Source organism: Streptomyces sp. B21-105, from assembly GCF_036898465.1.
In the GTDB taxonomy this organism is placed as follows: Bacteria; Actinomycetota; Actinomycetes; order Streptomycetales; family Streptomycetaceae; genus Streptomyces.
Genome location: NZ_JARUMJ010000001.1, coordinates 2,641,390 through 2,665,467, shown reverse-complemented (window position 1 = coordinate 2,665,467; position 24,078 = coordinate 2,641,390). Strand labels below are relative to the sequence as shown.

The 24,078-nt window shown below is 70.8% G+C and carries 20 protein-coding genes and 1 pseudogene; 19 read left to right on the top strand and 2 right to left on the bottom strand.

Features of this window, described 5'->3' with window-relative positions; all coding sequences use genetic code 11:
- The 12 genes from QA802_RS12040 (at position 1) to QA802_RS11985 (ending at position 12,652) form a co-directional block, all read left to right on the top strand.
- On the top strand, positions 1–1,431 hold the full coding sequence (locus tag QA802_RS12040; protein WP_334521074.1) for a UDP-N-acetylmuramoyl-tripeptide--D-alanyl-D-alanine ligase: 1,431 nt from the start codon (positions 1–3) through the stop codon (positions 1,429–1,431).
- The gene (mraY, locus tag QA802_RS12035; RefSeq protein WP_319167593.1) at positions 1,428–2,501 is read left to right on the top strand and encodes a phospho-N-acetylmuramoyl-pentapeptide-transferase; all 1,074 of its coding nucleotides are present in this window, start codon (positions 1,428–1,430) and stop codon (positions 2,499–2,501) included. The genes QA802_RS12040 and mraY overlap by 4 nt, the downstream gene beginning before the upstream one ends.
- Positions 2,483–3,901: a UDP-N-acetylmuramoyl-L-alanine--D-glutamate ligase gene (murD, locus tag QA802_RS12030; RefSeq protein ID WP_334521071.1), complete on the top strand. Its 1,419-nt coding sequence runs from the start codon at positions 2,483–2,485 to the stop codon at positions 3,899–3,901. Before mraY ends, murD begins: the two co-directional genes overlap by 19 nt.
- A 108-nt stretch (positions 3,902–4,009) precedes the next feature.
- Positions 4,010–5,374, top strand: a complete 1,365-nt coding sequence (gene ftsW, locus QA802_RS12025; RefSeq protein WP_334521068.1) for a putative lipid II flippase FtsW — start codon at positions 4,010–4,012, stop codon at positions 5,372–5,374.
- A gap of 6 nt (positions 5,375–5,380) precedes the next feature.
- On the top strand, positions 5,381–6,478 hold the full coding sequence (gene murG / locus QA802_RS12020) for an undecaprenyldiphospho-muramoylpentapeptide beta-N-acetylglucosaminyltransferase (RefSeq protein WP_319167587.1): 1,098 nt from the start codon (positions 5,381–5,383) through the stop codon (positions 6,476–6,478).
- A 26-nt stretch (positions 6,479–6,504) separates the two neighbouring features.
- Positions 6,505–7,299, top strand: a complete 795-nt coding sequence (locus tag QA802_RS12015) for a cell division protein FtsQ/DivIB (protein WP_334521065.1) — start codon at positions 6,505–6,507, stop codon at positions 7,297–7,299.
- 277 nt (positions 7,300–7,576) lie between these two features.
- Positions 7,577–8,767 carry a cell division protein FtsZ gene (ftsZ, locus tag QA802_RS12010; RefSeq protein ID WP_266727418.1) on the top strand — a complete coding sequence of 397 codons (1,191 nt, stop codon included), beginning with the start codon at positions 7,577–7,579 and terminating at the stop codon, positions 8,765–8,767.
- A complete protein-coding gene (pgeF, locus tag QA802_RS12005; RefSeq protein WP_334521063.1) occupies positions 8,764–9,492 on the top strand; it encodes a peptidoglycan editing factor PgeF in 729 nt (242 codons plus the stop codon). Before ftsZ ends, pgeF begins: the two co-directional genes overlap by 4 nt.
- A gap of 6 nt (positions 9,493–9,498) precedes the next feature.
- Positions 9,499–10,218: a YggS family pyridoxal phosphate-dependent enzyme gene (locus QA802_RS12000; RefSeq protein WP_334521060.1), complete on the top strand. Its 720-nt coding sequence runs from the start codon at positions 9,499–9,501 to the stop codon at positions 10,216–10,218.
- Between the two features lie 128 nt (positions 10,219–10,346).
- Positions 10,347–10,988 (top strand): cell division protein SepF, encoded by a 642-nt coding sequence (locus QA802_RS11995; RefSeq protein WP_319167577.1) that lies wholly within the window; start codon positions 10,347–10,349, stop codon positions 10,986–10,988.
- 76 nt (positions 10,989–11,064) lie between these two features.
- Entirely contained in the window at positions 11,065–11,349 is a 285-nt protein-coding gene (locus QA802_RS11990) for a YggT family protein (protein ID WP_319167576.1), read from the top strand.
- Between the two features lie 52 nt (positions 11,350–11,401).
- On the top strand, positions 11,402–12,652 hold the full coding sequence (locus QA802_RS11985) for a DivIVA domain-containing protein (protein WP_334521054.1): 1,251 nt from the start codon (positions 11,402–11,404) through the stop codon (positions 12,650–12,652).
- 225 nt (positions 12,653–12,877) lie between these two features.
- Here QA802_RS11985 and ileS read toward each other — a convergent pair whose 3' ends face one another.
- Positions 12,878–16,015 carry an isoleucine--tRNA ligase gene (gene ileS, locus QA802_RS11980; protein WP_334521052.1) on the bottom strand — a complete coding sequence of 1,046 codons (3,138 nt, stop codon included), beginning with the start codon at positions 16,013–16,015 and terminating at the stop codon, positions 12,878–12,880.
- Positions 16,016–16,618: 603 nt separating this feature from the next.
- Here ileS and QA802_RS11975 point away from each other — a divergent pair.
- From QA802_RS11975 to QA802_RS11950, 6 genes and pseudogenes are all read left to right on the top strand, one after another.
- Positions 16,619–17,635 carry a TraR/DksA family transcriptional regulator gene (locus QA802_RS11975; protein ID WP_334521050.1) on the top strand — a complete coding sequence of 339 codons (1,017 nt, stop codon included), beginning with the start codon at positions 16,619–16,621 and terminating at the stop codon, positions 17,633–17,635.
- Positions 17,636–17,702: 67 nt separating this feature from the next.
- Positions 17,703–18,299 carry a signal peptidase II gene (lspA, locus tag QA802_RS11970; RefSeq protein WP_319167570.1) on the top strand — a complete coding sequence of 199 codons (597 nt, stop codon included), beginning with the start codon at positions 17,703–17,705 and terminating at the stop codon, positions 18,297–18,299.
- A gap of 76 nt (positions 18,300–18,375) precedes the next feature.
- Positions 18,376–19,320: an RluA family pseudouridine synthase gene (locus QA802_RS11965; RefSeq protein ID WP_319167568.1), complete on the top strand. Its 945-nt coding sequence runs from the start codon at positions 18,376–18,378 to the stop codon at positions 19,318–19,320.
- Positions 19,317–19,790, top strand: a complete 474-nt coding sequence (locus tag QA802_RS11960) for a GNAT family N-acetyltransferase (protein ID WP_319167566.1) — start codon at positions 19,317–19,319, stop codon at positions 19,788–19,790. Before QA802_RS11965 ends, QA802_RS11960 begins: the two co-directional genes overlap by 4 nt.
- Before the next feature lie 65 nt (positions 19,791–19,855).
- Positions 19,856–21,441 (top strand): annotated as a pseudogene (locus tag QA802_RS11955) (Na+/H+ antiporter).
- A 111-nt stretch (positions 21,442–21,552) separates the two neighbouring features.
- On the top strand, positions 21,553–22,293 hold the full coding sequence (locus QA802_RS11950; protein ID WP_319167563.1) for an SDR family NAD(P)-dependent oxidoreductase: 741 nt from the start codon (positions 21,553–21,555) through the stop codon (positions 22,291–22,293).
- Here the strand turns inward: QA802_RS11950 and QA802_RS11945 are convergent.
- Positions 22,260–23,408, bottom strand: a complete 1,149-nt coding sequence (locus QA802_RS11945) for a mechanosensitive ion channel family protein (RefSeq protein WP_334521041.1) — start codon at positions 23,406–23,408, stop codon at positions 22,260–22,262. The genes QA802_RS11950 and QA802_RS11945 overlap by 34 nt on opposite strands.
- Positions 23,409–23,506: 98 nt before the next feature.
- Between QA802_RS11945 and QA802_RS11940 the strand changes: the two genes are divergently transcribed.
- Positions 23,507–24,076 carry a dienelactone hydrolase family protein gene (locus QA802_RS11940; RefSeq protein WP_319167560.1) on the top strand — a complete coding sequence of 190 codons (570 nt, stop codon included), beginning with the start codon at positions 23,507–23,509 and terminating at the stop codon, positions 24,074–24,076.
- Positions 24,077–24,078: the final 2 nt, after the last annotated feature.

Sequence of the window (24,078 nt, the reverse complement as noted above, 5' to 3'; positions counted from 1 at the left end):
GTGATCGCCCTCTCCCTCGCCGAGATCGCAGCAGTCGTCGGCGGGCAGACGCACGACATACCGGATCCGTCCGTGGAGGTCACCGGACCGGTCGTCCGGGACTCCCGGGAGGTGGCTCCCGGCAGCCTCTTCGTCGCCTTCGTCGGCGAACGGGTGGACGGCCACGACTACGCGGCCGCGGTCGTCGAGGCGGGCGCGGCGGCCGTACTGGCCTCCCGCCCGGTCGGCGTGCCCGCGATCGTCGTGGACGACGTCCAGACGGCGCTGGGCGCCCTCGCCCGGCACGTCGTGAACCGGCTCGGCGCCACCCTCGTCGCGCTCACCGGCTCGGCCGGCAAGACCAGCACCAAGGACCTGATCGCCCAGGTGCTCCGGCGTAAGGCGCCGACCGTGTTCACGCCCGGCTCGCTCAACAACGAGATCGGACTGCCGCTGACCGCCCTGTCGGCCACCGGGGAAACCCGTTTCCTCGTACTGGAGATGGGCGCGCGCGGCATCGGTCACATCCGCTACCTCGCCGATCTGACGCCCCCGAAGATCGGCCTCGTCCTCAACGTCGGCACCGCCCACATCGGCGAGTTCGGCGGCCGCGAACAGATCGCACAGGCAAAGGGCGAGCTGGTCGAGGCGCTGCCCCCGGCGGCCGAGGGCGGCGTCGCGATCCTCAACGCCGACGATCCGTTGGTCCGGGCCATGGCCTCCCGAACGAAGGCGAAGGCGGTCTTTTTCGGAGAGTCCGACGAAGCGGACGTACGGGCCGAGAACGTGCGACTCATGGACACCGGACAGCCCGCCTTCCGCCTTCACACACCCTCCGGGTGCAGCGATGTGACCATGCGCCTGTACGGTGAGCATCACGTGTCGAACGCGCTCGCCGCGGCCGCCGTCGCCCATGAGCTGGGCATGTCCGCGCAAGAGATCGCCACCGCGCTCTCCGAGGCGGGCTCCCTCTCCCGCTGGCGTATGGAGGTCACCGAGCGCCCGGACGGCGTGACGATCGTCAACGACGCCTACAACGCGAACCCTGAGTCCATGCGAGCCGCCCTGCGTGCACTGGCAGCCATGGGCGAAGCCTCACGGGCGAAGGGGGGCCGGACCTGGGCGGTGCTCGGCAAGATGGCCGAGCTCGGGGACGAGGCGCTCGCCGAGCACGACGCGGTCGGACGGCTCGCCGTCCGGCTCAATGTCGGCAAGCTCGTCGCGGTCGGGGGCAGGGAAGCCGCCTGGCTGCAACTGGGCGCATACAACGAGGGTTCGTGGGGTGAGGAGTCGGTGCACGTGTCCGACGCACAGGCGGCTGTCGACCTGTTGCGCAGCGAGTTGCGCCCGGGGGACGTCGTACTCGTGAAGGCGTCCCGTTCGGTCGGTCTCGAGAGCGTCGCGCAGGCGCTGCTCGCGGCCGACGCCGAGGGTGAGGTCGCCGCCCGATGATGAATCAGATCCTGTTCGCGGGCGTCATCGGCCTCTTCCTGACGCTGATCGGCACGCCGTTGCTGATCAAGCTGCTGGCGCGCAAGGGCTACGGCCAGTACATCCGCGACGACGGCCCGCGCGAGCACGCCAGCAAGCGCGGTACGCCGACCATGGGCGGCATCGCCTTCATCTTCGCGACGGTCGCCGCGTACTTCCTGTCCAAGCTGATCACGGGCAATGCGCCGAGCTACACCGGTCTGCTGGTGCTGGGCTTGATGTGCGGCATGGGCCTGGTCGGCTTCCTCGACGACTACATCAAGATCGTCAAGCGTCGTTCGCTGGGTCTGCGGGCCAAGGCGAAGATGGCCGGCCAGCTCATCGTCGGCATCGCCTTCGCGGTGCTGTCGCTGCAGTTCTCCGACGCCCGCGGCAACACCCCGGCCTCCACGAAGCTGTCCTTCATCACGGACTTCGGCTGGACGATCGGTCCCGTGCTGTTCGTCGTCTGGGCGCTGTTCATGATCCTCGCGATGTCCAACGGCGTGAACCTGACGGACGGTCTGGACGGTCTGGCCACCGGCGCCTCCGTGCTCGTCTTCGGCGCCTACACCTTCATCGGCGTCTGGCAGTTCCAGGAGTCCTGCGCCAACGGCGAGACCCTGACCAACCCCAACGCCTGCTACGAGGTGCGCGATCCGCTGGACCTCGCGGTCATCTCCGCGGCGCTGATGGGCGCCTGCCTGGGCTTCCTGTGGTGGAACACGTCGCCGGCCAAGATCTTCATGGGCGACACCGGTTCGCTCGCGCTCGGCGGCGTCCTCACGGGCCTCGCCATCTGCTCCCGCACGGAGCTGCTGGTGGCCATCATGGGCGGCCTGTTCGTCCTCATCACCATGTCGGTGGTGATCCAGGTCGGCTCCTTCAAGCTCACCGGCAAGCGGGTCTTCCGGATGGCTCCGCTGCAGCACCACTTCGAGCTCAAGGGCTGGTCCGAAGTCCTCGTGGTGGTCCGTTTCTGGATCATCCAGGGCATCTGTGTGATCGTCGGACTGGGCATCTTCTACGCGGGATGGGCAGCAGAGAAGTGACCGACTGGCAGGGCAAGCACGTCACCGTCGCCGGGCTCGGCGTCTCCGGCCTCCCGGCGGCCAAGGTGCTGCACGGGCTCGGCGCGAAGGTCACCGTCGTCAACGACGGCGACGACGCACGCGCGCGGGAGCAGGCCGCAGAGCTGGAGGCGCTGGGCGTCACCGTGCGCCTCGGTGACGGGGCGACCCTGCCCGAGGGCGCCGAACTAGTCGTCACCGCACCCGGCTGGAAGCCCGACAAGCCGCTGTTCACGGCGGCCCGCGAGGCCGGCGTACCGGTCTGGGGCGACGTCGAACTCGCCTGGCGGCTCAGGGGCCCGGACGCGGCGCCCTGGCTGTGCGTCACGGGCACCAACGGCAAGACGACCACCACCCGGATGCTCGCGTCGATCCTGGCGGCCGCCGGCCTGCGTACGGCGGCCGTCGGCAACATCGGCGTCTCCCTGCTGGACGCCGTGCTCGGCGACGAGCCGTACGACGTCCTGGCCGTCGAGCTGTCCAGCTACCAGCTGCACTGGGCGCCGTCCCTGCGCGCGCACTCCGCCGCCGTCCTCAACCTCGCCCCCGACCACCTCGACTGGCACGGCTCCATGGAGGCGTACGCCAGGGACAAGGGGCGCGTCTACGAGGGCAACCAGGTCGCCTGCGTCTACAACGTCGCCGACAAGGCCACCGAGGACCTGGTGCGCGAGGCCGACGTCGAGGAGGGCTGCCGGGCGATCGGCTTCACCCTCGGCGCCCCCGCCCCCTCCCAACTCGGCGTGGTGGACGGCATCCTGGTCGACCGCGCCTTCGTCGAGGACCGGCAGAAGAACGCCCAGGAGCTCGCCGAGGTCGCCGACGTCGATCCGCCGGCCCCGCACAACATCGCCAACGCCCTTGCCGCGGCGGCCCTCGCCCGGGCCTTCGGAGTGCCCCCCAAGGCCGTACGGGACGGGCTGCGGTCCTTCACGCCCGACGCCCACCGCATCGCCCACGTGGCCGACGTGGACGGCGTCGCGTACGTCGACGACTCCAAGGCCACCAACACGCACGCGGCGCAGGCCTCGTTGGCGGCCTACGGGTCGATCGTGTGGATCGCCGGCGGACTGGCCAAGGGCGCGACCTTCGACGAGCTGGTCGCCACGTCGGCCGAGCGGCTTCGCGGCGTCGTGCTCCTCGGCGCCGACCGCGCCCTGATCCGGGAAGCCCTGGCGCGACACGCCCCGGAAGTACCCGTCGTCGACCTCGACCGGACCGACACTGGGGCGATGTCCGCAGCCGTCCAGGAGGCCCGGCGGCTCGCCGCCGAGGGCGACACGGTGCTCCTCGCCCCCGCCTGCGCCTCCATGGACATGTTCGTCAACTACAACCAGCGCGGTGACGCGTTCGCTCAGGCCGTCCGCGAACTCGGAACCTGACCCGGCCGCCTGCCGGGCGACCTTGGGAGGGACGCGTGGGACCGTCACGGCCGACGTACGGCGCAGCAGCCGAGCGCAGCGGCTGCGCCGCGCACAGCGGAGCGGCAGATGCCCGGTAGCCGTACCGGGCGGCCGCCCGTCCAGCGAACCGTCCGCAGACCTTCCGGCGCCTCCCGGCCGCGCCGCGACAACCCCGTACGACGGCTGCACGCGCGCGTGCAGAAGGCCTGGGACCGGCCGCTGACGGCCTACTACCTGATCTTCGGCGGTAGCCTGCTGATCACCGTGCTGGGCCTGGTGATGGTCTACTCGGCCTCTCAGATCACCGCGCTGCAGAAGTCGTTGCCGGGTTCGTTCTTCTTCCGCAAGCAGTTCCTGGCCGCCTCCATCGGGGCGGTGCTGCTGCTGGTCGCGTCCCGCATGCCGGTGAAGCTGCACCGCGCTCTCGCCTATCCGATCCTCGCGGGCGCCGTCTTCCTGATGGCGCTGGTGCAGATCCCCGGCATAGGGATGTCGGTCAACGGCAACCAGAACTGGATCGCGCTGGGCGGCTCCTTCCAGATCCAGCCCAGCGAGTTCGGCAAGCTCGCGCTGGTGCTGTGGGGCGCCGACCTGCTCGCCCGCAAACAGGACAAGAAGCTGCTGAGTCAGTGGAAGCACATGCTGGTGCCGCTCGTGCCCGCGGCCTTCATGCTGCTCGGGCTGATCATGCTGGGCGGCGACATGGGCACGGCGATCATCCTCACAGCGATCCTGTTCGGACTGCTGTGGCTGGCGGGTGCGCCCACGCGGCTCTTCGTCGGGGTCCTGTCCGTCGCCGCCACCCTCGGTGTGATCCTCATCAAGACCAGCCCCAACCGCATGGCCCGGCTGCAGTGCATCGGCGCGACCGATCCCGGCCCGGGCGACTCCTGCTGGCAGGCCGTGCACGGTATTTACGCCCTGGCCTCCGGCGGGATCTTCGGCTCGGGGCTCGGGGCGAGTGTGGAGAAATGGGGGCAACTCCCCGAAGCGCACACCGACTTCATCTTCGCCGTCACCGGTGAGGAACTGGGTCTCGCGGGGACGCTGTCGGTGCTCGCCCTGTTCGCGGCTCTAGGCTATGCGGGTATCCGCGTGGCCGGACGCACGGAGGACCCCTTCGTGAGGTATGCCGCGGGAGGCGTGACCACCTGGATCACCGCTCAGGCAGTGATCAACATCGGTGCGGTGCTCGGCCTGCTGCCGATCGCCGGCGTCCCTCTCCCGCTGTTCTCCTACGGGGGCTCCGCCCTGCTGCCGACCATGTTCGCCATCGGGCTGCTGATCGCCTTCGCACGCGACGAGCCCGCTGCGCGGGCAACGCTTGCGATGCGGCCCCGCCGCTTTGGTAGAAAGCGGGGGGCGGGGGGCTCCGCGTTCGCACGGGGCCCCCGGAGATGGAACACGATGCGACGGCGTGCCTCGGCGGCGCGCCCGTCCGGAGAGCGGTGAATTTCGGTGCATGTCGTACTCGCTGGTGGGGGGACCGCCGGCCACATCGAGCCCGCGCTCGCCCTCGCGGACGCCCTGCGCAGGCAGGACCCCTCGGTGGGGATCACGGCCCTGGGCACGGAGCGCGGCCTGGAGACCACGCTGGTCCCGCAGCGCGGCTACGAGCTCGCGCTGATCCCCGCCGTGCCGCTGCCGCGCAAGCCCACCCCCGAACTGATCACCGTCCCGGGCCGGCTGCGCGGCACGATCAAGGCCGCCGAGCAGATCCTCGAGCGCACCCGGGCGGACGCCGTCGTCGGCTTCGGCGGTTACGTGGCCCTGCCCGGCTACCTCGCGGCCAAGCGCCTCGGTGTGCCGATCATCGTCCACGAGGCCAACGCCCGCCCCGGCCTGGCCAACAAGATCGGCTCGCGCTACGCGGCCCGGGTGGCGGTCTCCACGCCCGACAGCAAGCTGCGCGACGCCCGCTACATCGGCATCCCGCTGCGCCGCTCCATCGCCACGCTGGACCGCGCCGCCATGCGTCCCGAGGCCCGGCACATGTTCGGCCTCGACCCCAACCTGCCGACTCTGCTGGTCTCCGGCGGCTCACAGGGCGCCCGCCGGCTCAACGAGGTGATCCAGCAGGTGGCGCCCTGGCTGCAGCAGGCCGGCATCCAGATCCTGCATGCGGTCGGCCCGAAGAACGAACTGCCGCAGGTGCAGCAGATGCCGGGGATGCCCCCGTACATCCCGGTACCGTACGTGGACCGGATGGACCTCGCGTACGCCGCCGCCGACATGATGCTCTGCCGTGCGGGCGCGATGACCGTCGCCGAGCTCTCCGCCGTCGGGCTCCCGGCCGCCTACGTCCCGCTGCCCATCGGCAACGGCGAACAGCGGCTGAACGCCCAGCCGCTGGTGAAGGCGGGCGGCGGTCTGCTGGTCGACGACGCGGAACTGACCCCCGAGTGGGTCCGGGAGACCGTCCTGCCCGTGCTGGCCGATCCGCACCGGCTGTACGAGATGTCCCGGGCCGCCGGTGAGTTCGGCCGCCGGGACGCCGACGAACTGCTCGTCGGCATGGTGTACGAGGCGATCGCCGCCTCCCGTGCACACCGTTAGGCACGACGGACGAAAGGGCAGGGAGCGTGGCCGGATCCGCCACCGCCGAGCGCGGTGCACGCCAGCAGGAGTCGTCCGGCCCGCCCCTTGTCCGGCGGTTGGGGCCGCGCCGGCTTCGTATGATCATCGTTCTCGTGCTGGCCGTCTCCCTCCTCGGTGCGGGCGCCGTCTGGGCGTTGTACGGCTCGCAGTGGCTGCGGGTGCGGGAGGTCTCCGTCACGGGCACCGACGTGCTGACCCCGCAACAGGTGCGCGAAGCCGCTGACGTCACCGTCGGATCTCCGCTCGTCTCGGTCGACACCGACGCGATCGAGGCGCGACTTCGCGAGGAACTGCCCCGGATCGACTCGGTCGAGGCGGTCCGTTCCTGGCCGCACGGAGTCAGCGTGAAAGTCGTCGAGCGCACGCCGATCCTGTTGATTCGAAAAGGGGCGAAATTCGTGGAAGTGGACGACGAGGGCGTCCGTTTCGCCACGGTTTCCGAGGCTCCCCGAGGCATCCCGCTGCTGGAAACGGCGACGTCCTCCGCGCGATCCGCGGCGGCGAGTCTGCGCCGCTTCGGCGAGGACCGGCTGGTGCGGGAGGCGGTCCGGACGGCCGGCTCGCTGCCGTCCGCCGTCGCCCGCCGGACACGGCTGGTCAAGGTCCGTTCCTACGACGACATCGCCCTGCGGCTGAACGACGGCCGCACGGTCGCCTGGGGCAGTGCCGAGAACGGCGCCGCGAAGGGCCGTGCACTCACCGCTCTCATGAAAGCCGCCCCGGCCGCGCGGCACTTCGACGTCAGCGCTCCCACCGCCCCGGCGTCATCGGGGAGTTGACGCACATCCGCGCAGGCCAGCACCCTGGTTGGGCAGTGACATGGCTGATCACATAGGGTGAAAAGAAAAACGGGAGGTTCGGCGTGTTCGTTGAACGGGCGCCACTTGTCGACTTAGTGTCCTGTTCAGAAGACTTCAAGGAACGGACACACTGGTAACCCTAAACTTCAGCGTTAGGGTTCGGGTCGGCGAAACGGACCGTCCCATTCGGCATCAGTCGTCGGATCGCATCACCTGTGAGGCGACGACACGTAACTCGAGGCGAGAGGCCTTCGACGTGGCAGCACCGCAGAACTACCTCGCAGTCATCAAAGTCATCGGTGTCGGCGGCGGTGGTGTCAATGCCATCAACCGGATGATCGAGGTCGGTCTCAAGGGCGTCGAGTTCATCGCCATCAACACGGACGCGCAGGCGCTGTTGATGAGCGACGCCGACGTCAAACTCGACGTCGGCCGCGAACTCACCCGCGGACTCGGCGCCGGCGCCAACCCGGCCGTCGGCCGCAAGGCCGCCGAGGACCACCGCGAGGAGATCGAGGAGGTCCTCAAGGGGGCCGACATGGTCTTCGTGACGGCCGGAGAGGGCGGCGGCACCGGCACCGGCGGCGCGCCGGTCGTGGCCAACATCGCCCGCTCCCTGGGCGCCCTCACCATCGGCGTGGTCACCCGCCCGTTCACCTTCGAGGGCCGACGCCGCGCCAACCAGGCCGAGGACGGCATCGCCGAACTCCGCGAAGAGGTCGACACCCTCATCGTCATCCCCAACGACCGGCTGCTGTCCATCTCGGACCGCCAGGTCTCGGTCCTCGACGCCTTCAAGTCGGCCGACCAGGTCCTGCTCTCCGGCGTCCAGGGCATCACCGACCTGATCACCACCCCCGGCCTGATCAACCTCGACTTCGCCGACGTCAAGTCGGTCATGTCCGAGGCCGGTTCGGCCCTCATGGGCATCGGCTCGGCCCGCGGCGACGACCGCGCGGTGGCCGCCGCCGAGATGGCGATCTCCTCGCCGCTCCTGGAGGCCTCCATCGACGGCGCCCGGGGCGTCCTGCTCTCCATCTCCGGCGGCTCCGACCTCGGCCTGTTCGAGATCAACGAGGCCGCCCAGCTGGTCAGCGAGGCCGCCCATCCCGAGGCCAACATCATCTTCGGCGCGGTCATCGACGACGCCCTCGGCGACGAGGTCCGGGTCACCGTGATCGCGGCCGGCTTCGACGGCGGACAGCCGCCGGCCCGCCGGGAGACCGTCATGGGCTCGTCCTCGGCCCGACGCGACGAGCCCACCCCGGTACGGCAGCCCGAGAGCCGCCCGTCGTTCGGCTCGCTCGGCAGCGTGACCCCGAAGGAGGAGCCGGAGCCGGCGCCCGAGCCGGTGGCCGACCTCCCGTCGTCCCCGCCGGTGCCGCCGTCGCGGACCTACTCGGACAGCGCGGCCGAGGAGCTGGACGTGCCGGACTTCCTGAAGTGATAGGACAGCGCGAGAGCGTGAGCGGCGCGCACTTCGCCTTCACCGACCGGTGGGGCGGGGTGAGCGCCGTTCCGTATGAGCAGCTCAACCTCGGCGGGGCGGTCGGCGACGAGCCCGACGCCGTACTGGCCAACCGTGAGCTCGCCGCCACGTCGCTCGACCTCGACCCGGCCCGGGTCGTCTGGATGAACCAGGTGCACGGCGCCGACGTCGCCGAGGTCGACGGGCCGTGGACCACCCGGCCCGTTCCCGAGGTGGACGGCCTGGTCACCGCCACCCGCGGGCTGGCCCTCGCCGTGCTGACCGCGGACTGCGTGCCGGTTCTGCTGGCCGACCCGGTCGCGGGCGTCGTCGCCGCCGCGCACGCGGGAAGACCCGGCATGGTCAGAGGGATCGTGCCCGCCGCGGTCGACGCGATGACGTCGCTCGGGGCCGACCCCGCCCGGATCGTCGCCCGCACCGGACCCGCCGTGTGCGGGCGGTGCTACGAGGTGCCGGAGGCGATGCGCGCCGAGGTCGCCGCGGTCGAACCGGCGGCGCACGCCGAGACCGGCTGGGGCACTCCCGCCGTCGATGTGAGCGCCGGGGTGCACGCGCAGCTCGACCGGCTCGGGGTGCGTGACCGAGCGCAGTCGTCCGTGTGCACGAAGGAGTCGAAAGACCATTTCTCATACCGCCGCGATCGCACCACGGGGCGACTCGCGGGATATGTCTGGCTGGACTGATAGGGCATGACGGACCGTAAGGACGAAGTCGCCGCGAATCTGGCGAAAGTGGAGGAGCGTATCGCCGCCGCGTGCGCGGCGGCCGGGCGGGAGCGGGACGAGGTGACCCTGATCGTGGTCACCAAGACCTACCCGGCGAGCGACGTGCGCATCCTGTCCGGACTCGGCGTGCGCCATGTCGCCGAGAACAAGGACCAGGACGCCGCGCCGAAGGCGGCCGAGTGCTCCGGCCTGCCGCTGCGCTGGCACTTCGTCGGGCAGCTGCAGACCAACAAGGCGCGCTCGGTGGTCGGTTACGCGGACGTGGTGCAGTCCGTCGACCGCGCCAGGCTGGTGACGTCGCTGTCGAAGGAGGCGGCGCGGGCGGGGCGCGAGGTGGGCTGCCTCATCCAGGTCGCCCTCGACGCGGGGGTGAGCGAGCGGGGCGAACGGGGCGGTGTGGCCCCGGGCGGCGTCGCGGAGTTGGCCGACCTGGTGGCCGGCGCCCCGGGGCTGCGGCTCGACGGACTGATGACGGTCGCGCCCCTGACCGGGGAGTTGGCGGGACGCCAACGAGCGGCGTTCGGGCGGTTGATGGATTTGTCGACTGACCTGCGCCGAGCCCATCCGGCTGCGAACATGGTGTCCGCGGGGATGAGTGCGGACCTCGAGGAGGCCGTGGCGGCCGGAGCGACACATGTGCGCGTCGGCACTGCGGTACTCGGAGTCCGCCCCAGGCTCGGGTAACGTCGCCAGGAAGTCGGACCACAGCAGAAAATATGGTCATTACCGCCGAAAGGCGGCCATAAGGGCCACGTGGATCGAGGGACTTGGCAGTAGGAAGTCGATCCACCACAGAGCGGAGGACTCAGAGCATGGCCGGCGCGATGCGCAAGATGGCGGTCTACCTCGGCCTCGTGGAGGACGATGGGTACGACGGCCGGGGATTCGACCCCGACGACGACTTCGAACCCGAGCTCGACCCGGAGCCCGAGCGGGACCACCGGCGACATGAGTCGACGCACCAGCCCCACGGTGCACATCAGTCACAAAGGGGCGAAGAGGTGCGAATCGTACAGCCGCCCGCCCCGCGTGAGCCGGTGGCACGATCCGCTTCGCTCCCCGCGGAATCCGGGCGTCCGGCGCGCATCGCGCCCGTGGCGTCCATCACACAAGAACGTCAGTCCCTGGAGAAGAACGCACCGGTGATCATGCCCAAGGTCGTGTCGGAACGAGAGCCGTACCGGATCACCACGCTGCACCCTCGGACCTACAACGAGGCCCGTACCATCGGGGAACACTTCCGCGAGGGCACCCCGGTGATCATGAATCTGACTGAGATGGATGACACAGACGCGAAGCGACTTGTCGACTTTGCGGCCGGTTTGGTGTTTGGTCTTCACGGCAGCATCGAGCGGGTGACGCAGAAGGTGTTCCTGTTGTCGCCTGCTAACGTCGATGTCACGGCGGAGGACAAGGCCCGCATCGCAGAAGGCGGGTTCTTCAACCAGAGCTGAGACATAAGGCCGGTAGAAGCAGTACAAAGCAGTACAGGGCAGCAGCACGGAAACTGGGGAGAGGGAAGCACCGAACATGGGCGTGGTCCTGGATGTCGTCTACATCGCGCTGATGGTGTTCCTCATCGTGCTCATCTTCCGGCTGGTCATGGACTACGTCTTCCAGTTCGCCCGCTCATGGCAGCCCGGCAAGGCGATGGTGGTCGTTCTGGAGGCCACCTACACTGTCACCGATCCACCGCTCAAGCTTCTGCGGCGGGTAATCCCGCCGCTGCGTCTCGGGGGCGTGGCGCTCGACCTGTCCTTCTTCGTACTGATGATCATCGTTTACATCCTGATCTCGATCGTGAGCAAGCTGTGAGCGATGTGAACTACCGTCTTGCCGATGCCGACGACTACGTTGAGGTGAAGAGATGCCGTTGACCCCCGAGGACGTGCGGAACAAGCAGTTCACGACCGTCCGCCTCCGAGAAGGCTATGACGAGGACGAGGTCGATGCCTTCCTCGATGAGGTCGAAGCCGAACTGACCCGCCTGCTCCGTGAGAACGAGGACCTGCGGGCCAAGCTGGCCGCAGCCACGCGCGCTGCTGCCCAGAACCAGCAGAACATGCGCAAGCCTCCGGAACAGGACCAGCAGCAGGGCGGCATGCCCCAGCAAGGTGGCATGCAGCAGGGCGGTATGCAGCAGGGCGGTATGCAGCAGCAGGGCATGCCGCAGCAGGGGATGCCCCCGCAGGGAATGCCGCAGCAGGGCATGCGAGGTCCGGGCGGACCGGTGCCCGCCGGCATATCGGGCCCGCCGCAGCAGCAGATGGGCGGCCCCATGGGTGGCCCGCCCCAGCTGCCGAGCGGTGCCCCGCAGCTGCCCGCCGGTCCCGGCGGTCAGGGTGGCCCCCAGGGTCCCGGCCCCATGGGCCAGGGCATGGGTCCCGGCCCGATGGGCCAGGGTATGGGTCAGGGCCCCATGGGTCAGGGCCCGATGGGTGGCCAGCCCATGCAGCAGCAGATGGGTGGTCCGATGGGCAGCCCCATGGGCGGTCCGATGGGCGGCCCCGGTCAGGGCCCCGGTGGCGACAGCGCCGCCCGTGTCCTCTCGCTGGCCCAGCAGACCGCCGACCAGGCGATCGCCGAGGCCCGTTCCGAGGCCAACAAGATCGTCGGCGAGGCCCGCAGCCGCGCCGAGGGTCTCGAGCGGGACGCCCGTGCCAAGGCCGACGCCCTGGAGCGGGACGCGCAGGAGAAGCACCGCGTCGCGATGGGCTCCCTGGAGTCCGCCCGCGCCACGCTGGAGCGCAAGGTCGAGGACCTGCGCGGCTTCGAGCGCGAGTACCGCACGCGTCTGAAGTCGTACCTCGAGTCCCAGCTGCGTCAGCTGGAGACCCAGGCCGACGACTCTCTCGCGCCGCCGCGTACTCCGGCCACGGCCTCCCTGCCGCCGTCCCCGGCGCCCTCCATGGCTCCGGCCGGCGCGAGCGCCCCGTCCTACGGCGGCAACCCGGGCATGGGCGCGCCGAGCCCGGCTGCCCCGTCCTACGGCGGTCAGCAGCAGATGTCTCCGGCCATGACTCAGCCGATGGCTCCGGTACGTCCGCAGGGTCCCTCCCCGATGGGCCAGGCTCCCTCGCCGATGCGCGGCTTTCTCATCGACGAGGACGACAACTGACGGCCAGTAGTACGCCTTAGGCGTCGGCAGCGTTCAAAGGGCGGGCCCCGGATTCGATCCGGGGCCCGCCCTTTTTACGCGTGTTGACAGCGATCGACGTGCTGACAGCGATCACCGTGATGTCGGAGGCCGGACGGCAAGGGCCCGGCCCCCTGGATGCAGCATCCCGTGGGAGAGCCGGGCCCTCGTGGCGGTCGGCCCCGGCGGGGCCGGGTCGCCGGGTCGTTACGCCTTGCGCAGGCGGAACGTCAGCGTCAGGGCCTCGTCCGTGAACGGGGCGCCGTACGTGTCGTCCGCCTCACCCCGGGCGAAGTCCGTGGCGAGGACCTCGTCGGCGATCAGGCCGGCGTGGCCGTCCAGGGCGTCGACGGCTCCCGGGTCGGTCGCCGTCCAGCGGAGCGCGATGCGGTCGGCGACGTCGAGGCCGCTGTTCTTGCGGGCCTCCTGGATGAGGCGGATGGCGTCACGGGCCAGGCCCGCGCGGCGCAGCTCTTCGGTGATCTCCAGGTCGAGAGCGACGGTGGCGCCGGAGTCGGAGGCCACCGACCAGCCCTCGCGCGGGGTCTCCGTGATGATCACCTCGTCCGGGGCCAGGGTGATCGTCTCGCCGTCGATCTCGACCGATGCCGTGCCCTCGCGCAGGGCGAGGGACAGCGCGGCCGCGTCGGCGTTCGCGACGGCCTTGGCGACGTCCTGGACGCGCTTGCCGAACCGCTTGCCCAGGGCGCGGAAGTTCGCCTTGGCGGTGGTGTCGACCAGCGAGCCGCCGACTTCGGAGAGGGACGCCAGGGACTCGACGTTCAGCTCCTCGGTGATCTGCGCGTGCAGGGCGGGGGAGAGCGCGTCGAACCCGTTGGCGGCGATCAGCGCGCGCCGGAGCGGCTGGCGGGTCTTGACGCCCGACTCCGCGCGCGTGGCGCGGCCCAGCTCCACCAGGCGGCGGACCAGGACCATCTGCTTCGACAGCTCCGGGTCGATCGCGGAGAGGTCCGCCTCCGGCCAGGACGACAGATGCACGGACTCCTGGGCGCCCGGGGTGACGGGGGCGATCAGGTCCTGCCAGACCCGCTCGGTGATGAACGGCGTCAGCGGGGCCATCAGCTTGGTGACCGTCTCGACGACCTCGTGCAGGGTGCGCAGCGCCGCCTTGTCGCCCTGCCAGAAGCGCCGGCGGGAGCGGCGGACGTACCAGTTGGACAGGTCGTCGACGAACGCCGAGAGCAGCTTGCCGGCGCGCTGGGTGTCGTACGCCTCCAGTGCCTGCGTCACCTGGTCGGTGAGGGCGTGGAGTTCGGACAGCAGCCAGCGGTCCAGGACCGGGCGGTCGGCCGGGGCCGGGTCGGCCCCGCTCGGCGCCCAGCCGGACGTACGGGCGTACAGCGCCTGGAAGGCGACCGTGTTCCAGTACGTCAGGAGCGTCTTGCGGACGACCTCCTGGATGGTGCCGTGGCCCACCCGGCGGGCCGCCCACGGGGAGCCGCCGGCTGCCATGAACCAGCGGACCGCGTCGGCGCCGTGCTGGTCCATCAGCGGGATCGGCTGCAGGATGTTGCCCAGGTGCTTGGACATCTTGCGGCCGTCCTCGGCGAGGATGTGCCCGAGGCAGACGACGTTCTCGTAGGACGACTTGTCGAAGACCAGGGTGCCGATCGCCATGAGCGTGTAGAACCAGCCGCGGGTCTGGTCGATGGCCTCGGAGATGAACTGCGCCGGGTAGCGCGCCTCGAACAGGTCCTTGTTCCTGTACGGGTAGCCCCACTGCGCGAACGGCATCGAACCGGAGTCGTACCAGGCGTCGATGACCTCGGGCACGCGCGTGGCCGTCGCGCCGCAGCCGTCGTGCGGGCAGGCGAAGGCGACCGCGTCGATGTACGGGCGGTGCGGGTCCAGCTCGGACTGGTCGGAGCCGGTCAGCTCGGTGAGCTCCGCGCGCGAGCCGACGACGGTGAGGTGGTCGTCCTCGCAGCGCCAGATCGGCAGCGGGGTGCCCCAGTAGCGGTTGCGGGACAGCGCCCAGTCGATGTTGTTGTTCAGCCAGTCCCCGTACCGGCCGTGCTTGACCGTGTCCGGGAACCAGTTGGTGTTCTCGTTCTCCTGGAGGAGGCGGTCCTTGACGGCCGTGGTGCGGATGTACCAGGAGGGCTGCGCGTAGTAGAGCAGCGCGGTGTGGCAGCGCCAGCAGTGCGGGTAGCTGTGCTCGTACGGGATGTGCCGGAAGAGGAGGCCGCGCTGCTGGAGGTCCTCGGTGAGGCGTTCGTCCGCCTTCTTGAAGAAGACGCCGCCGACCATCGGGACGGACTCCTCGAAGGTGCCGTCCGGGCGGACGGGGTTGACCACCGGAAGGCCGTAGGAGCGGCAGACCTTGAGGTCGTCCTCACCGAAGGCGGGCGACTGGTGGACCAGACCCGTGCCGTCCTCGGTGGTGACGTACTCGGCGTTCACCACGTAGTGGGCGGGCTCCGGGAACTCCACCAGCTCGAACGGACGTTGATAGGTCCAGCGCTCCATTTCGGCGCCGGTGAAGGTCTGGCCAGTGGTCTCCCAGCCCTCGCCGAGCGCCTTGGCGAGCAGCGGCTCGGCCACCACGAGCTTCTCCTCGCCGTCGGTCGCCACGACGTAGGCGACCTCGGGGTGTGCGGCCACGGCCGTGTTGGAGACCAGCGTCCAGGGGGTCGTCGTCCACACCAGGAGGGCGGCCTCGCCGGCGAGCGGACCGGAGGTGAGCGGGAAACGGACGTACACGGACGGGTCGACGACCGTCTCGTAGCCCTGCGCCAGCTCGTGGTCGGACAGGCCGGTGCCGCAGCGGGGGCACCACGGGGCGACGCGGTGGTCCTGGACCAGCAGGCCCTTGTTGAAGATCTCCTTCAGCGACCACCAGACCGACTCGATGTACTCGGGGTCCATCGTGACGTAGGCGTCGTCGAGGTCGACCCAGTAGCCCATGCGGGTCGTCAGGTCGGAGAAGGCGTCGGTGTGCCGGAGCACGGACTCCCGGCACCTGGCGTTGAACTCGGCGATGCCGTACGCCTCGATGTCCTGCTTGCCGCTGAAGCCGAGCTCCTTCTCCACCGCCAGCTCCACCGGGAGGCCGTGGCAGTCCCAGCCGGCCTTGCGGGCCACGTGGTAGCCGCGCATGGTGCGGAAGCGGGGGAAGACGTCCTTGAAGACGCGCGCCTCGATGTGGTGGGCGCCCGGCATGCCGTTGGCGGTGGGCGGGCCCTCGTAGAACACCCACTCGGGGCGGCCCTCGGACTGCTCCAGGCTCTTGGCAAAGATCTTCTGCTCACGCCAGAACTCGAGCACCGCGTGCTCGAGGGCGGGCAGGTCGACCTGGGCGGGCACCTGACGGTACTGCGTCATCGATCTTCCTCCGGCGGACGTACTGCCTTCCGTCGGAGGGACGAGAGCCTTCTTGCCTGCGGACGCCGTGTGCGGCGCGCTCCCGCGGTACCACCCTCCTTGGCCCTCCGGTGCGCCCTGCGCGCCGGCGAGCCCCCTCATTGGGGTCGCGATGCCGGTTCTACCAACCCCCTGGGGGTCTTCTTCCGGCGGCTCCGGGGTGATCTTCACGTCGCGCTCACCCCCGGGCTCCCACCGTCCCCGGGTCGCTCTGGGCTGCGTACGCCGCTACTCGTCCCCATCCACGCTTTTCGCTCCGCCCAGTGTACGGCTCCCCGACGACGGCGGCCGACCGGTTTTCGGGGCGCCCCGGCGCGGTCCGCGGCCCGGTCCGGGATGGCCCGAATGGTCGCCGGACGCGATGCCGTGCGTGTTCGCTGTCCGGTACGTCCGGCGCGGCGGATTACCCGGCGGAGAGCTGGGCACAACGGATGCAGGCTTGCCGCGTGGCGTGCGCGAGGCGGGCGAATCAGGCGGTGTGCCCCGTTGCCGCGGGCTCCAAGTCGATTTATCGTCCCAGCACGATTTGCGTGCAAGATCACGAAATGTGAAGGGGCCGCGGCCATGGTGGCGAAGAAGACCGCCGTACAGCAGCCGGCGTCCGGGACGTCCACGGGCGCCCCCGGCGGCGCGGCCGAGGACGTGACGGCCGTGACAGCGGTGAAGTCCGTGCGGTCGTCGGCCGCCGCCGGGACGAGGAAGGCGGACACCAAGAAGGCGCACTCGAAGGCTCCGGCCGGGAAGGCGGCGCACGCGAAGGCGGCAGCCGGGAAGACGGCGACGGAGTCGGGCGCCCCGCCGAAAAGCACCGCGGCCGGGGACGCCGTCGTGGATGCCACCGGGGATACCGCCGGGAAGCAGGTGGCCGTGGAGGAGACGGCCGGGAAGGCGGCCGCGAAGCGGACGGCCGCCAAGAAGACCGCCTCGAAGAGAACCGCGAGAGCCGCCGCGCCGAAGACGGCCGGAGGGAAGGCCGCGGCCAAGAAGGCGACGGCCAGGAAGGCGGCCGGCGCGAAGAGCGTGGCCGCGACGAGCGCGGGCAGGAAGAACACGGCCAAGAAGGTGGGCGCGGCCTCGGCCGCGGAGCAGACGGGAGCCACGACTGTGGTTGCGAAGAAGACTCCGGGTACGGCCACGGCGGCGAAGACGGCCGTCCCCAAGGCACGCCTCGCCGCGGTGGAGCCGGGCGAACTCGCGGTACGTCCCGGCGAGGAGCCGTGGACGCCTCAGGAGGTCGAGGAGGCCCGCACGGAGCTCGACTCCGAGCAGGCGCGGCTGCGGGCGGAGCTGGCCGCGTCCGAGACGGCCCTGACGGGGCTGATGCGGGACTCGGGGGACGGCGCCGGCGACGACCAGGCCGACACCGGCACCAAGAACATCACGCGTGAGCACGAACTGGCGCTGGCCGCCAACGCGCGCGAGATGCTGCTCCAGACCGAGCATGCCCTGGAGCGCCTGGACGCCGGCACCTACGGGCTGTGCGAGAACTGCGGCAACGCCATCGGGAAGGCCCGGATGCAGGCCTTCCCGAGGGCCACACTGTGCGTCGAGTGCAAGCAGAAGCAGGAGCGGCGGTACTGATCACCTGGCCGGCGGGGGGCGTGCCGTACCCTCGTCCTCAGTCAGGTACCTAGGTTGAGGGACTCACGTGGCAGAGGCGGAGCGCGTCATCGGTACGCCGGACACCCCAGAGGCGGGGTCCGAGTCGGAGCAGTCGTCCGGCCCGGGCGAGCAGGAGAGCGCCGGGGCACGGCCCAGGGGCAAGCGCCGCATCGCCGTGCTCTTCGCCGTCGCCGGGTTCGCGTACGCACTCGACCTGGTCAGCAAGATGATCGTGGTCGCCAAGCTGGAGCACCACGCGCCCATCGAGATCGTCGGGGACTGGCTGCGGTTCGAGGCCATCCGCAACGCGGGCGCGGCCTTCGGCTTCGGCGAGGCGTTCACCGTCATCTTCACGGTGATCGCCACGGCGGTGATCGTGGTGATCGCCCGGCTCGCGCGCAAGCTGTACAGCCTGCCCTGGGCGATCGCGCTCGGTCTGCTGCTGGGCGGGGCGCTGGGCAACCTCACCGACCGGATCTTCCGAGCGCCCGGCGTCTTCGAGGGCGCGGTCGTGGACTTCATCGCGCCGAAGCACTTCGCGGTCTTCAACCTCGCCGACTCGGCGATCGTGTGCGGCGGCATCCTCATCGTGCTGCTGTCCTTCAAGGGCCTCGACCCGGACGGGACCGTCCACAGGGACTGAGCCCGGTCACGTTTGCCGGCACCCGTTGTCCACAGGCCCGTACGGCGGTGTCGTGGCCGTCCTGCATACTCGACGGGTGAGCACGATTCCCGAGATCCGTACCCTGCCCGTGCCGGACGGCCTGGAGGGCGAGCGCGTCGACGCCGCCATCTCCCGCATGTTCGGCTTCTCCCGTACGAAGGCCGCCGAGCTGGCCGCGGCGGGAAAGGTCACGGTCGACGGCTCGGTGGTCGGCAAGTCCGAGCGGGTCAGCGGCGGGGCCTGGCTGGAGGTCGAGATGCCGCAGGCCCCGGCGCCCGTGCAGATCGTCGCCGAGCCGGTCGAGGGCATGGAGATCGTGCACGACGACGACGACGTGGTCGTGATCGTCAAGCCCGTCGGCGTGGCCGCGCACCCGTCGCCCGGCTGGAGCGGCCCCACCGTCATCGGCGGACTGGCCGCGGCCGGCTACCGCATCTCCACCTCCGGCGCCGCAGAGCGCCAGGGCATCGTGCACCGGCTCGACGTCGGCACCTCCGGACTGATGGTGGTCGCCAAGTCCGAGCGCGCCTACACCTCGCTCAAGCGCCAGTTCAAGGAGCGCACGGTCGACAAGCGCTACCACACGCTCGTCCAGGGCCACCCCGACCCGACCAGCGGCACCATCGACGCGCCCATCGGCCGTCACCCCCAGCACGACTACAAGTGGGCGGTCACCGCCGAGGGCAAGCCGTCCGTCACCCACTACGACCTGATCGAGGCGTTCCGCGCGGCCTCCCTGCTGGACGTGAAGCTGGAGACGGGCCGCACGCACCAGATCCGCGTGCACATGGCCGCCCACCGGCACCCCTGCGTCGGCGACCTGACGTACGGGGCCGACCCGACGCTGTCCAAGCGGCTGCACCTGACCCGGCAGTGGCTGCACGCCGTGCGGCTGGGCTTCGAGCACCCCGGCGACGGGCAGTGGGCGGAGTTCGCCAGCGACTACCCCGAGGACCTGCACAAGGCCCTGGAGCAGGTCCGCGAGGAGACCTACGGATGACCGGCACGCCCGCGTACACGGTGCGCGTCGCCGAGGACCTCGCCGACCGGGAGGCGTGCTTCGCCGTCCGCAAGGAGGTCTTCGTCGGCGAACAGGGCGTCCCCGAGGACCTGGAGTACGACGAGCACGACGCGGGCGCCGTGCACCTGCTGGCGGCCCGGGAGGACGGGACCGCGCTCGGCACCGGGCGGCTGCTGTACGGCGAGGCGGCCGCGGCCAGGACCGGCGGCGACCCGTCGGTGGGTTCGCTGGGGCGGCTCGCCGTGACACGCGAGGCGCGCGGTCTGGGCGTCGGGGTCGCGCTGGTGCGGGCCGTCGAGGAGGCGGCACGCGCGCGGGGGCTCACGGCCGTGGACCTGCACGCGCAGACGCAGGCGCTGGGTTTCTACGAACGGCTGGGGTACACGGCCTACGGGCCACAGGACCTGGAGGCGGGCATAGCCCACCGGTCCATGCGGCGTCCGCTGTAGCGGACGGCGGGCGTGCGACGCTGAAGGCCTGGATGCATTGATCGTCTAGACCCGGAGCGCTGACCGTGGACCAGCTGGCCCTGTTGTTCGTCCTGTTGCTCGGGGCCGTGGTGAGCGTCCCGGTCGGGGACCGGTTCAAACTGCCCGCGCCGGTGCTGATGACCCTGCTGGGGATCATCCTCGCGGTGCTCGACTTCGTGCCCAACGTGGAGATCCCACCGGATCTGATCCTGCCCCTCCTCCTGCCGCCGCTGCTGTACGCGGCGGTACGGCGGACCTCGTGGCGGCAGTTCGCGGCGAACGTGCGGCCGATCTTCCTGCTGGCCGTGGCGCTGGTGTTCGTCACGACGGTCTGTGTGGCCGCCGTGGCCCACTCGATCGTGCCGGGGCTGCCGGTCGCCGCCGCGGTGGCGCTGGGCGCGCTGGTCGCGCCGCCCGACCCGGTGGCCGCGACCGCCGTGGCCGGGCAGCTCGGGCTGCCCCGCCGGCTGGTCTCCATCCTGGAGGGCGAGGGGCTGTTCAACGACGTGACGGCGATCGTGCTGTACCACGTCGCGATCGCCGCGGCCGTGAGCGGAACGTTCTCCCCGTGGCGGGCCGGCCTCGACCTGGTGCTGTCCGCGGTGGTCGCGGTGGCGGTGGGCGTCGCGCTCGGCTGGGGCGCGAACAGGCTGCTGGACGTCCTCGGCGACACGACGCTGCAGATCGGGCTGACGCTCCTGGTGCCCTACGCCTCCTACGTCCTGGCGGAGGAGTTCCACGGGTCCGGTGTGCTGGCGGTGCTGACCACCGCGCTGTTCCTCGCCGAGTTCGCCACCGACCCCGACGACGTGCTGACCCGGCTGGCCGGCCACACCTTCTGGGACATCATCGACACGCTGGTCACGGGCGTGGCGTTCGGGCTGATCGGCCTGGAACTGCACAACGCGATCCGTACGGCGTCCGGGCGGTGGGGGGAGATGCTCGGGTGGGCGGCGGTCATCGTGGCGGTGGTCGTCGTCGTACGGTTGTTGTGGCTGCTGCCGGCGACGTGGCTGACGCAGCGGCTGCACGCCAGGAAGGACCACCTCGAGGACATTCCGACGAACTGGCGGGAGACCGTCGTCATGTGGTGGTCGGGGATGCGCGGGGTGGCCTCGGTGGCGCTGGCGCTGGCCGTCCCGCTGAAGACCGACGACGGAGGGCCCTTTCCCGACCGGGACGAGATCATCTTCATCGCGTTCGGCGTGATCATGGCGACCCTGGTCCTCCAGGGCTGACCCTGCCCTGGCTGGTGAAGCGGCTCGACGTCCAGGCGGACACCGACCGGGAGAAGGCGTTCGAGAAGGAGCTGGCGGTGCGCGCGGCCAAGGCGGCGAAGCAGCGGCTGCGGGAGATCGAGGCCGGGGAGGACCTGTCGGAGGAACTGTCCGAGCAGATGCTGCGGCGGGCCTTCGACATCGGGCTGCGGATCAGTCCGGACGTGGGCGAGGACGAGCGGCGGGAGGGGCACGATCAGCGGGTCCGCCGGCTGAAGCGGGTGCGCCGCATCCAGGGGGAGATGCTGAGCGCGGCACGGCACGAGGTGGTCGCGGCGCGCAGCGAGCCGGGCGCCGACCCGGAGATCGTGGACCGTGTGCTGCGCCATCTGGACGTGCGCAGCCTCAGGTGACGTGCGCAGCCTCAGGTGAGGAGGCGGGGCCTGTCTTCGTCGGCCGGTGGTCGCACGGTTGCCACGAGACCTTCACGGCCTCTGTCGGCACGCCTCGTTACGCTCGAATCCATGACACGCAACGTAGTGATCAGTGGAGGCGGAACAGGAATCGGACTCGCAGCGGCGCAGGCCTTCGCGGCGGACGGGGACCGGGTGCTGCTGCTCGGACGACGGCCGGAGGTGTTGGAGCAGGCCGGGGTGCCCGGAGCCCTCACCCACGCCGCGGATCTGAGTGATCCGGACCAGGTGCGCGCAGTCGCCCGGTTCGTCGGGGCGGAGTTCGGCACGGTGGACGTGCTCGTCCACAGTGCCGGGGGCGCAGGGCACCTGGAGCCGCCGAGCGACAGCGACGATCCGCTCGACCGGGTCGCACACCACTGGACGGTCAACTTCCGGAGCAACACGCTCAGCGCGGCCCTGCTCACCGAGGCACTGAAGGACCGGCTCGCCGCGCCGGGCGGGCGGGTGCTGTTCGTCAGCTCGATCGCCGCCTTCCGGGGATCGGGCAGCGGGGCGTACGGCGGCGCCAAGGCCGCGCTGCACCCGTACGCCCGCGATCTCGCGCGGGAGCTGGGGCCGCGGGGCGTCACCGCGAACGTCGTCGCCCCCGGCTACGTCGAGGACACCGAGTTCTTCGGCGACGCCATCGAACCGGCGCGGCGCGAGCGCCTCGTGGGGGAGACCTTCACCGGCCGGGCCGGGACGCCCGGGGACATCGCAGCCACACTGCACTGGCTGGCGTCCCCGGGCGCCGGACACGTCACCTCGCAGGTCGTTCAGGTCAACGGGGGCGCCGAGCGAGGGAACTGAGGGTCAGTGGCCCGTGCGCGGCGCTCCGTGGACGCGGCGGGCCGCTCCGTCGGGCGGGACGGACGGGCCCGGGACGCGGCCCGGGGCAGTGCGGCGTCCGCGGTGTTGACGCGGGGAAGCGCGTAGGGGTGCTCCTTGGACAGCCAGCGGATCATCTGCTCCCGGACCGCGACGCGCACCGTCCAGATGTCGTCGGCGTCCTTGGCCGTGACCAGCGCCCTCACCTGCATGGTGTTGGGTGTGGTGTCGGTGACGTCGAGACCGCAGGCGCGGCCGTCCCAGGCCGGGCACTCGCGCAGGATGTCGCGCAGCTTCTCGCGCATCGCCTCCACGGGAGCCGCGTGGTCGACGTGCCAGTAGACGATGCCCGTCATCTGCGGGGTGCCGCGCGACCAGTTCTCGAAGGGCTTCGAGGTGAAGTACGACACGGGCATCGTGATCCGGCGCTCGTCCCAGGTCCGCACCGTCAGGAAGGTCAGGGTGATCTCCTCGACCGTGCCCCATTCGCCGTCCACCACGACCGTGTCCCCGATGCGCACCATGTCGCCGAAGGCGATCTGCAGGCCGGCGAACATGTTGCTCAGCGTCGACTGGGCGGCCACACCGGCGACGATGCCGAGGATCCCGGCCGAGGCCAGCAGGGAGGCGCCCGCCGCCCGCATGGCGGGGAACGTCAGCAGCATCGTGGCCGCGGCCATCACGCCGACGACCGCCGAGACCACCCGCATGATCAGCGACACCTGGGTCCGCACCCGCCGGACCCGGGCCGGGTCGCGGTGCATGCGCGCATAGCGCGAGTACGACGTCTCGACGACCGCCCCCGCGATCCGGATCACGAGCCAGGCCGCCGAGCCGATCAGCACCAGGGTGAGGGTCCGGCCGATGCCGACCTTGTGGTCGTCCAGCAGCTGTGCCTCGTCGTACGACGCTCTGAGCAGCGCCGCGCACAGCACCAGCTGATAGGGGATGCGGCCACGGCGCAGCAGACCCCACAGCGGGGTCTCCGGGTGCCGTTGGTCGGCTTTGGACAGCAGGCGGTCGGTGGCCCAGCCGATGAGGACGGTCAGCACCATCGAGCCGCCCATCACGATCACGGGGCGGAGCAGGTTCTCCATGCCTTCGAACGTAACCGAGTCGGCGGGGTCTGGAACCTGTGGCGGGTGTGAAGCGGCGCACGCGGGGGGCTGTCGGTGCGGGCTGGCACCATGGGCGCATGAACATCATGCTCTTTCACTCGACCTACGGTCCGCGGCCGGCGGTGCGCGCCGCTGCGGACCGGCTGCGTGCCGCCGGGCACGAGGTCTGGACGCCGGACCTCTTCGGGGGGCGCACGTTCGACACGGTCGAGGAGGGCATGGCGTACAACGCGGAGATCGGCAAGGACGAGCTGTTGAAGAGAGCCGTGCTGGCCGCCGCGCCCTACTCGGAGCGCGGGGTGGTGTACGCCGGGTTCTCGCTGGGCGCGTCGATCGCCCAGACCCTCGCCCTCGGCGACGACAAGGCGCGCGGTCTGCTCCTCCTGCACGGCACCTCGGACCTCGCGCCGAACGTCTCGGTGGACGGCCTTCCGGTGCAGCTGCATGTCGCGGAGCCGGACCCGTTCGAGACCGACGACTGGCTGAGCGCCTGGTACCTCCAGATGGGCCGGGCCGGCGCCGACGTGGAGGTCTACCGGTACGCGGGCGCCGGGCACCTGTACACCGACCCCGGGCTCCCTGACTACGACGAGGAGGCGGCCGAGGCCACCTGGCGGGTGGCGCTCGGCTTCCTGGAGAGCCTCTGACG

Coding starts and splice junctions, on each gene's coding strand:
- QA802_RS11975 (WP_334521050.1), top strand. CDS start 16,619: ATGGTGGCGAAGAAGACCGCCGTACAGCAGCCGGCGTCCGGGACGTCC.
- ileS (WP_334521052.1), bottom strand. CDS start 16,015: ATGACGCAGTACCGTCAGGTGCCCGCCCAGGTCGACCTGCCCGCCCTC.
- QA802_RS11940 (WP_319167560.1), top strand. CDS start 23,507: ATGAACATCATGCTCTTTCACTCGACCTACGGTCCGCGGCCGGCGGTG.
- QA802_RS11945 (WP_334521041.1), bottom strand. CDS start 23,408: ATGGAGAACCTGCTCCGCCCCGTGATCGTGATGGGCGGCTCGATGGTG.
- QA802_RS11995 (WP_319167577.1), top strand. CDS start 10,347: ATGGCCGGCGCGATGCGCAAGATGGCGGTCTACCTCGGCCTCGTGGAG.
- QA802_RS11990 (WP_319167576.1), top strand. CDS start 11,065: ATGGGCGTGGTCCTGGATGTCGTCTACATCGCGCTGATGGTGTTCCTC.
- mraY (WP_319167593.1), top strand. CDS start 1,428: ATGATGAATCAGATCCTGTTCGCGGGCGTCATCGGCCTCTTCCTGACG.
- QA802_RS11985 (WP_334521054.1), top strand. CDS start 11,402: ATGCCGTTGACCCCCGAGGACGTGCGGAACAAGCAGTTCACGACCGTC.
- QA802_RS12000 (WP_334521060.1), top strand. CDS start 9,499: ATGACGGACCGTAAGGACGAAGTCGCCGCGAATCTGGCGAAAGTGGAG.
- ftsW (WP_334521068.1), top strand. CDS start 4,010: ATGCCCGGTAGCCGTACCGGGCGGCCGCCCGTCCAGCGAACCGTCCGC.
- QA802_RS11950 (WP_319167563.1), top strand. CDS start 21,553: ATGACACGCAACGTAGTGATCAGTGGAGGCGGAACAGGAATCGGACTC.
- QA802_RS11960 (WP_319167566.1), top strand. CDS start 19,317: ATGACCGGCACGCCCGCGTACACGGTGCGCGTCGCCGAGGACCTCGCC.
- murD (WP_334521071.1), top strand. CDS start 2,483: ATGGGCAGCAGAGAAGTGACCGACTGGCAGGGCAAGCACGTCACCGTC.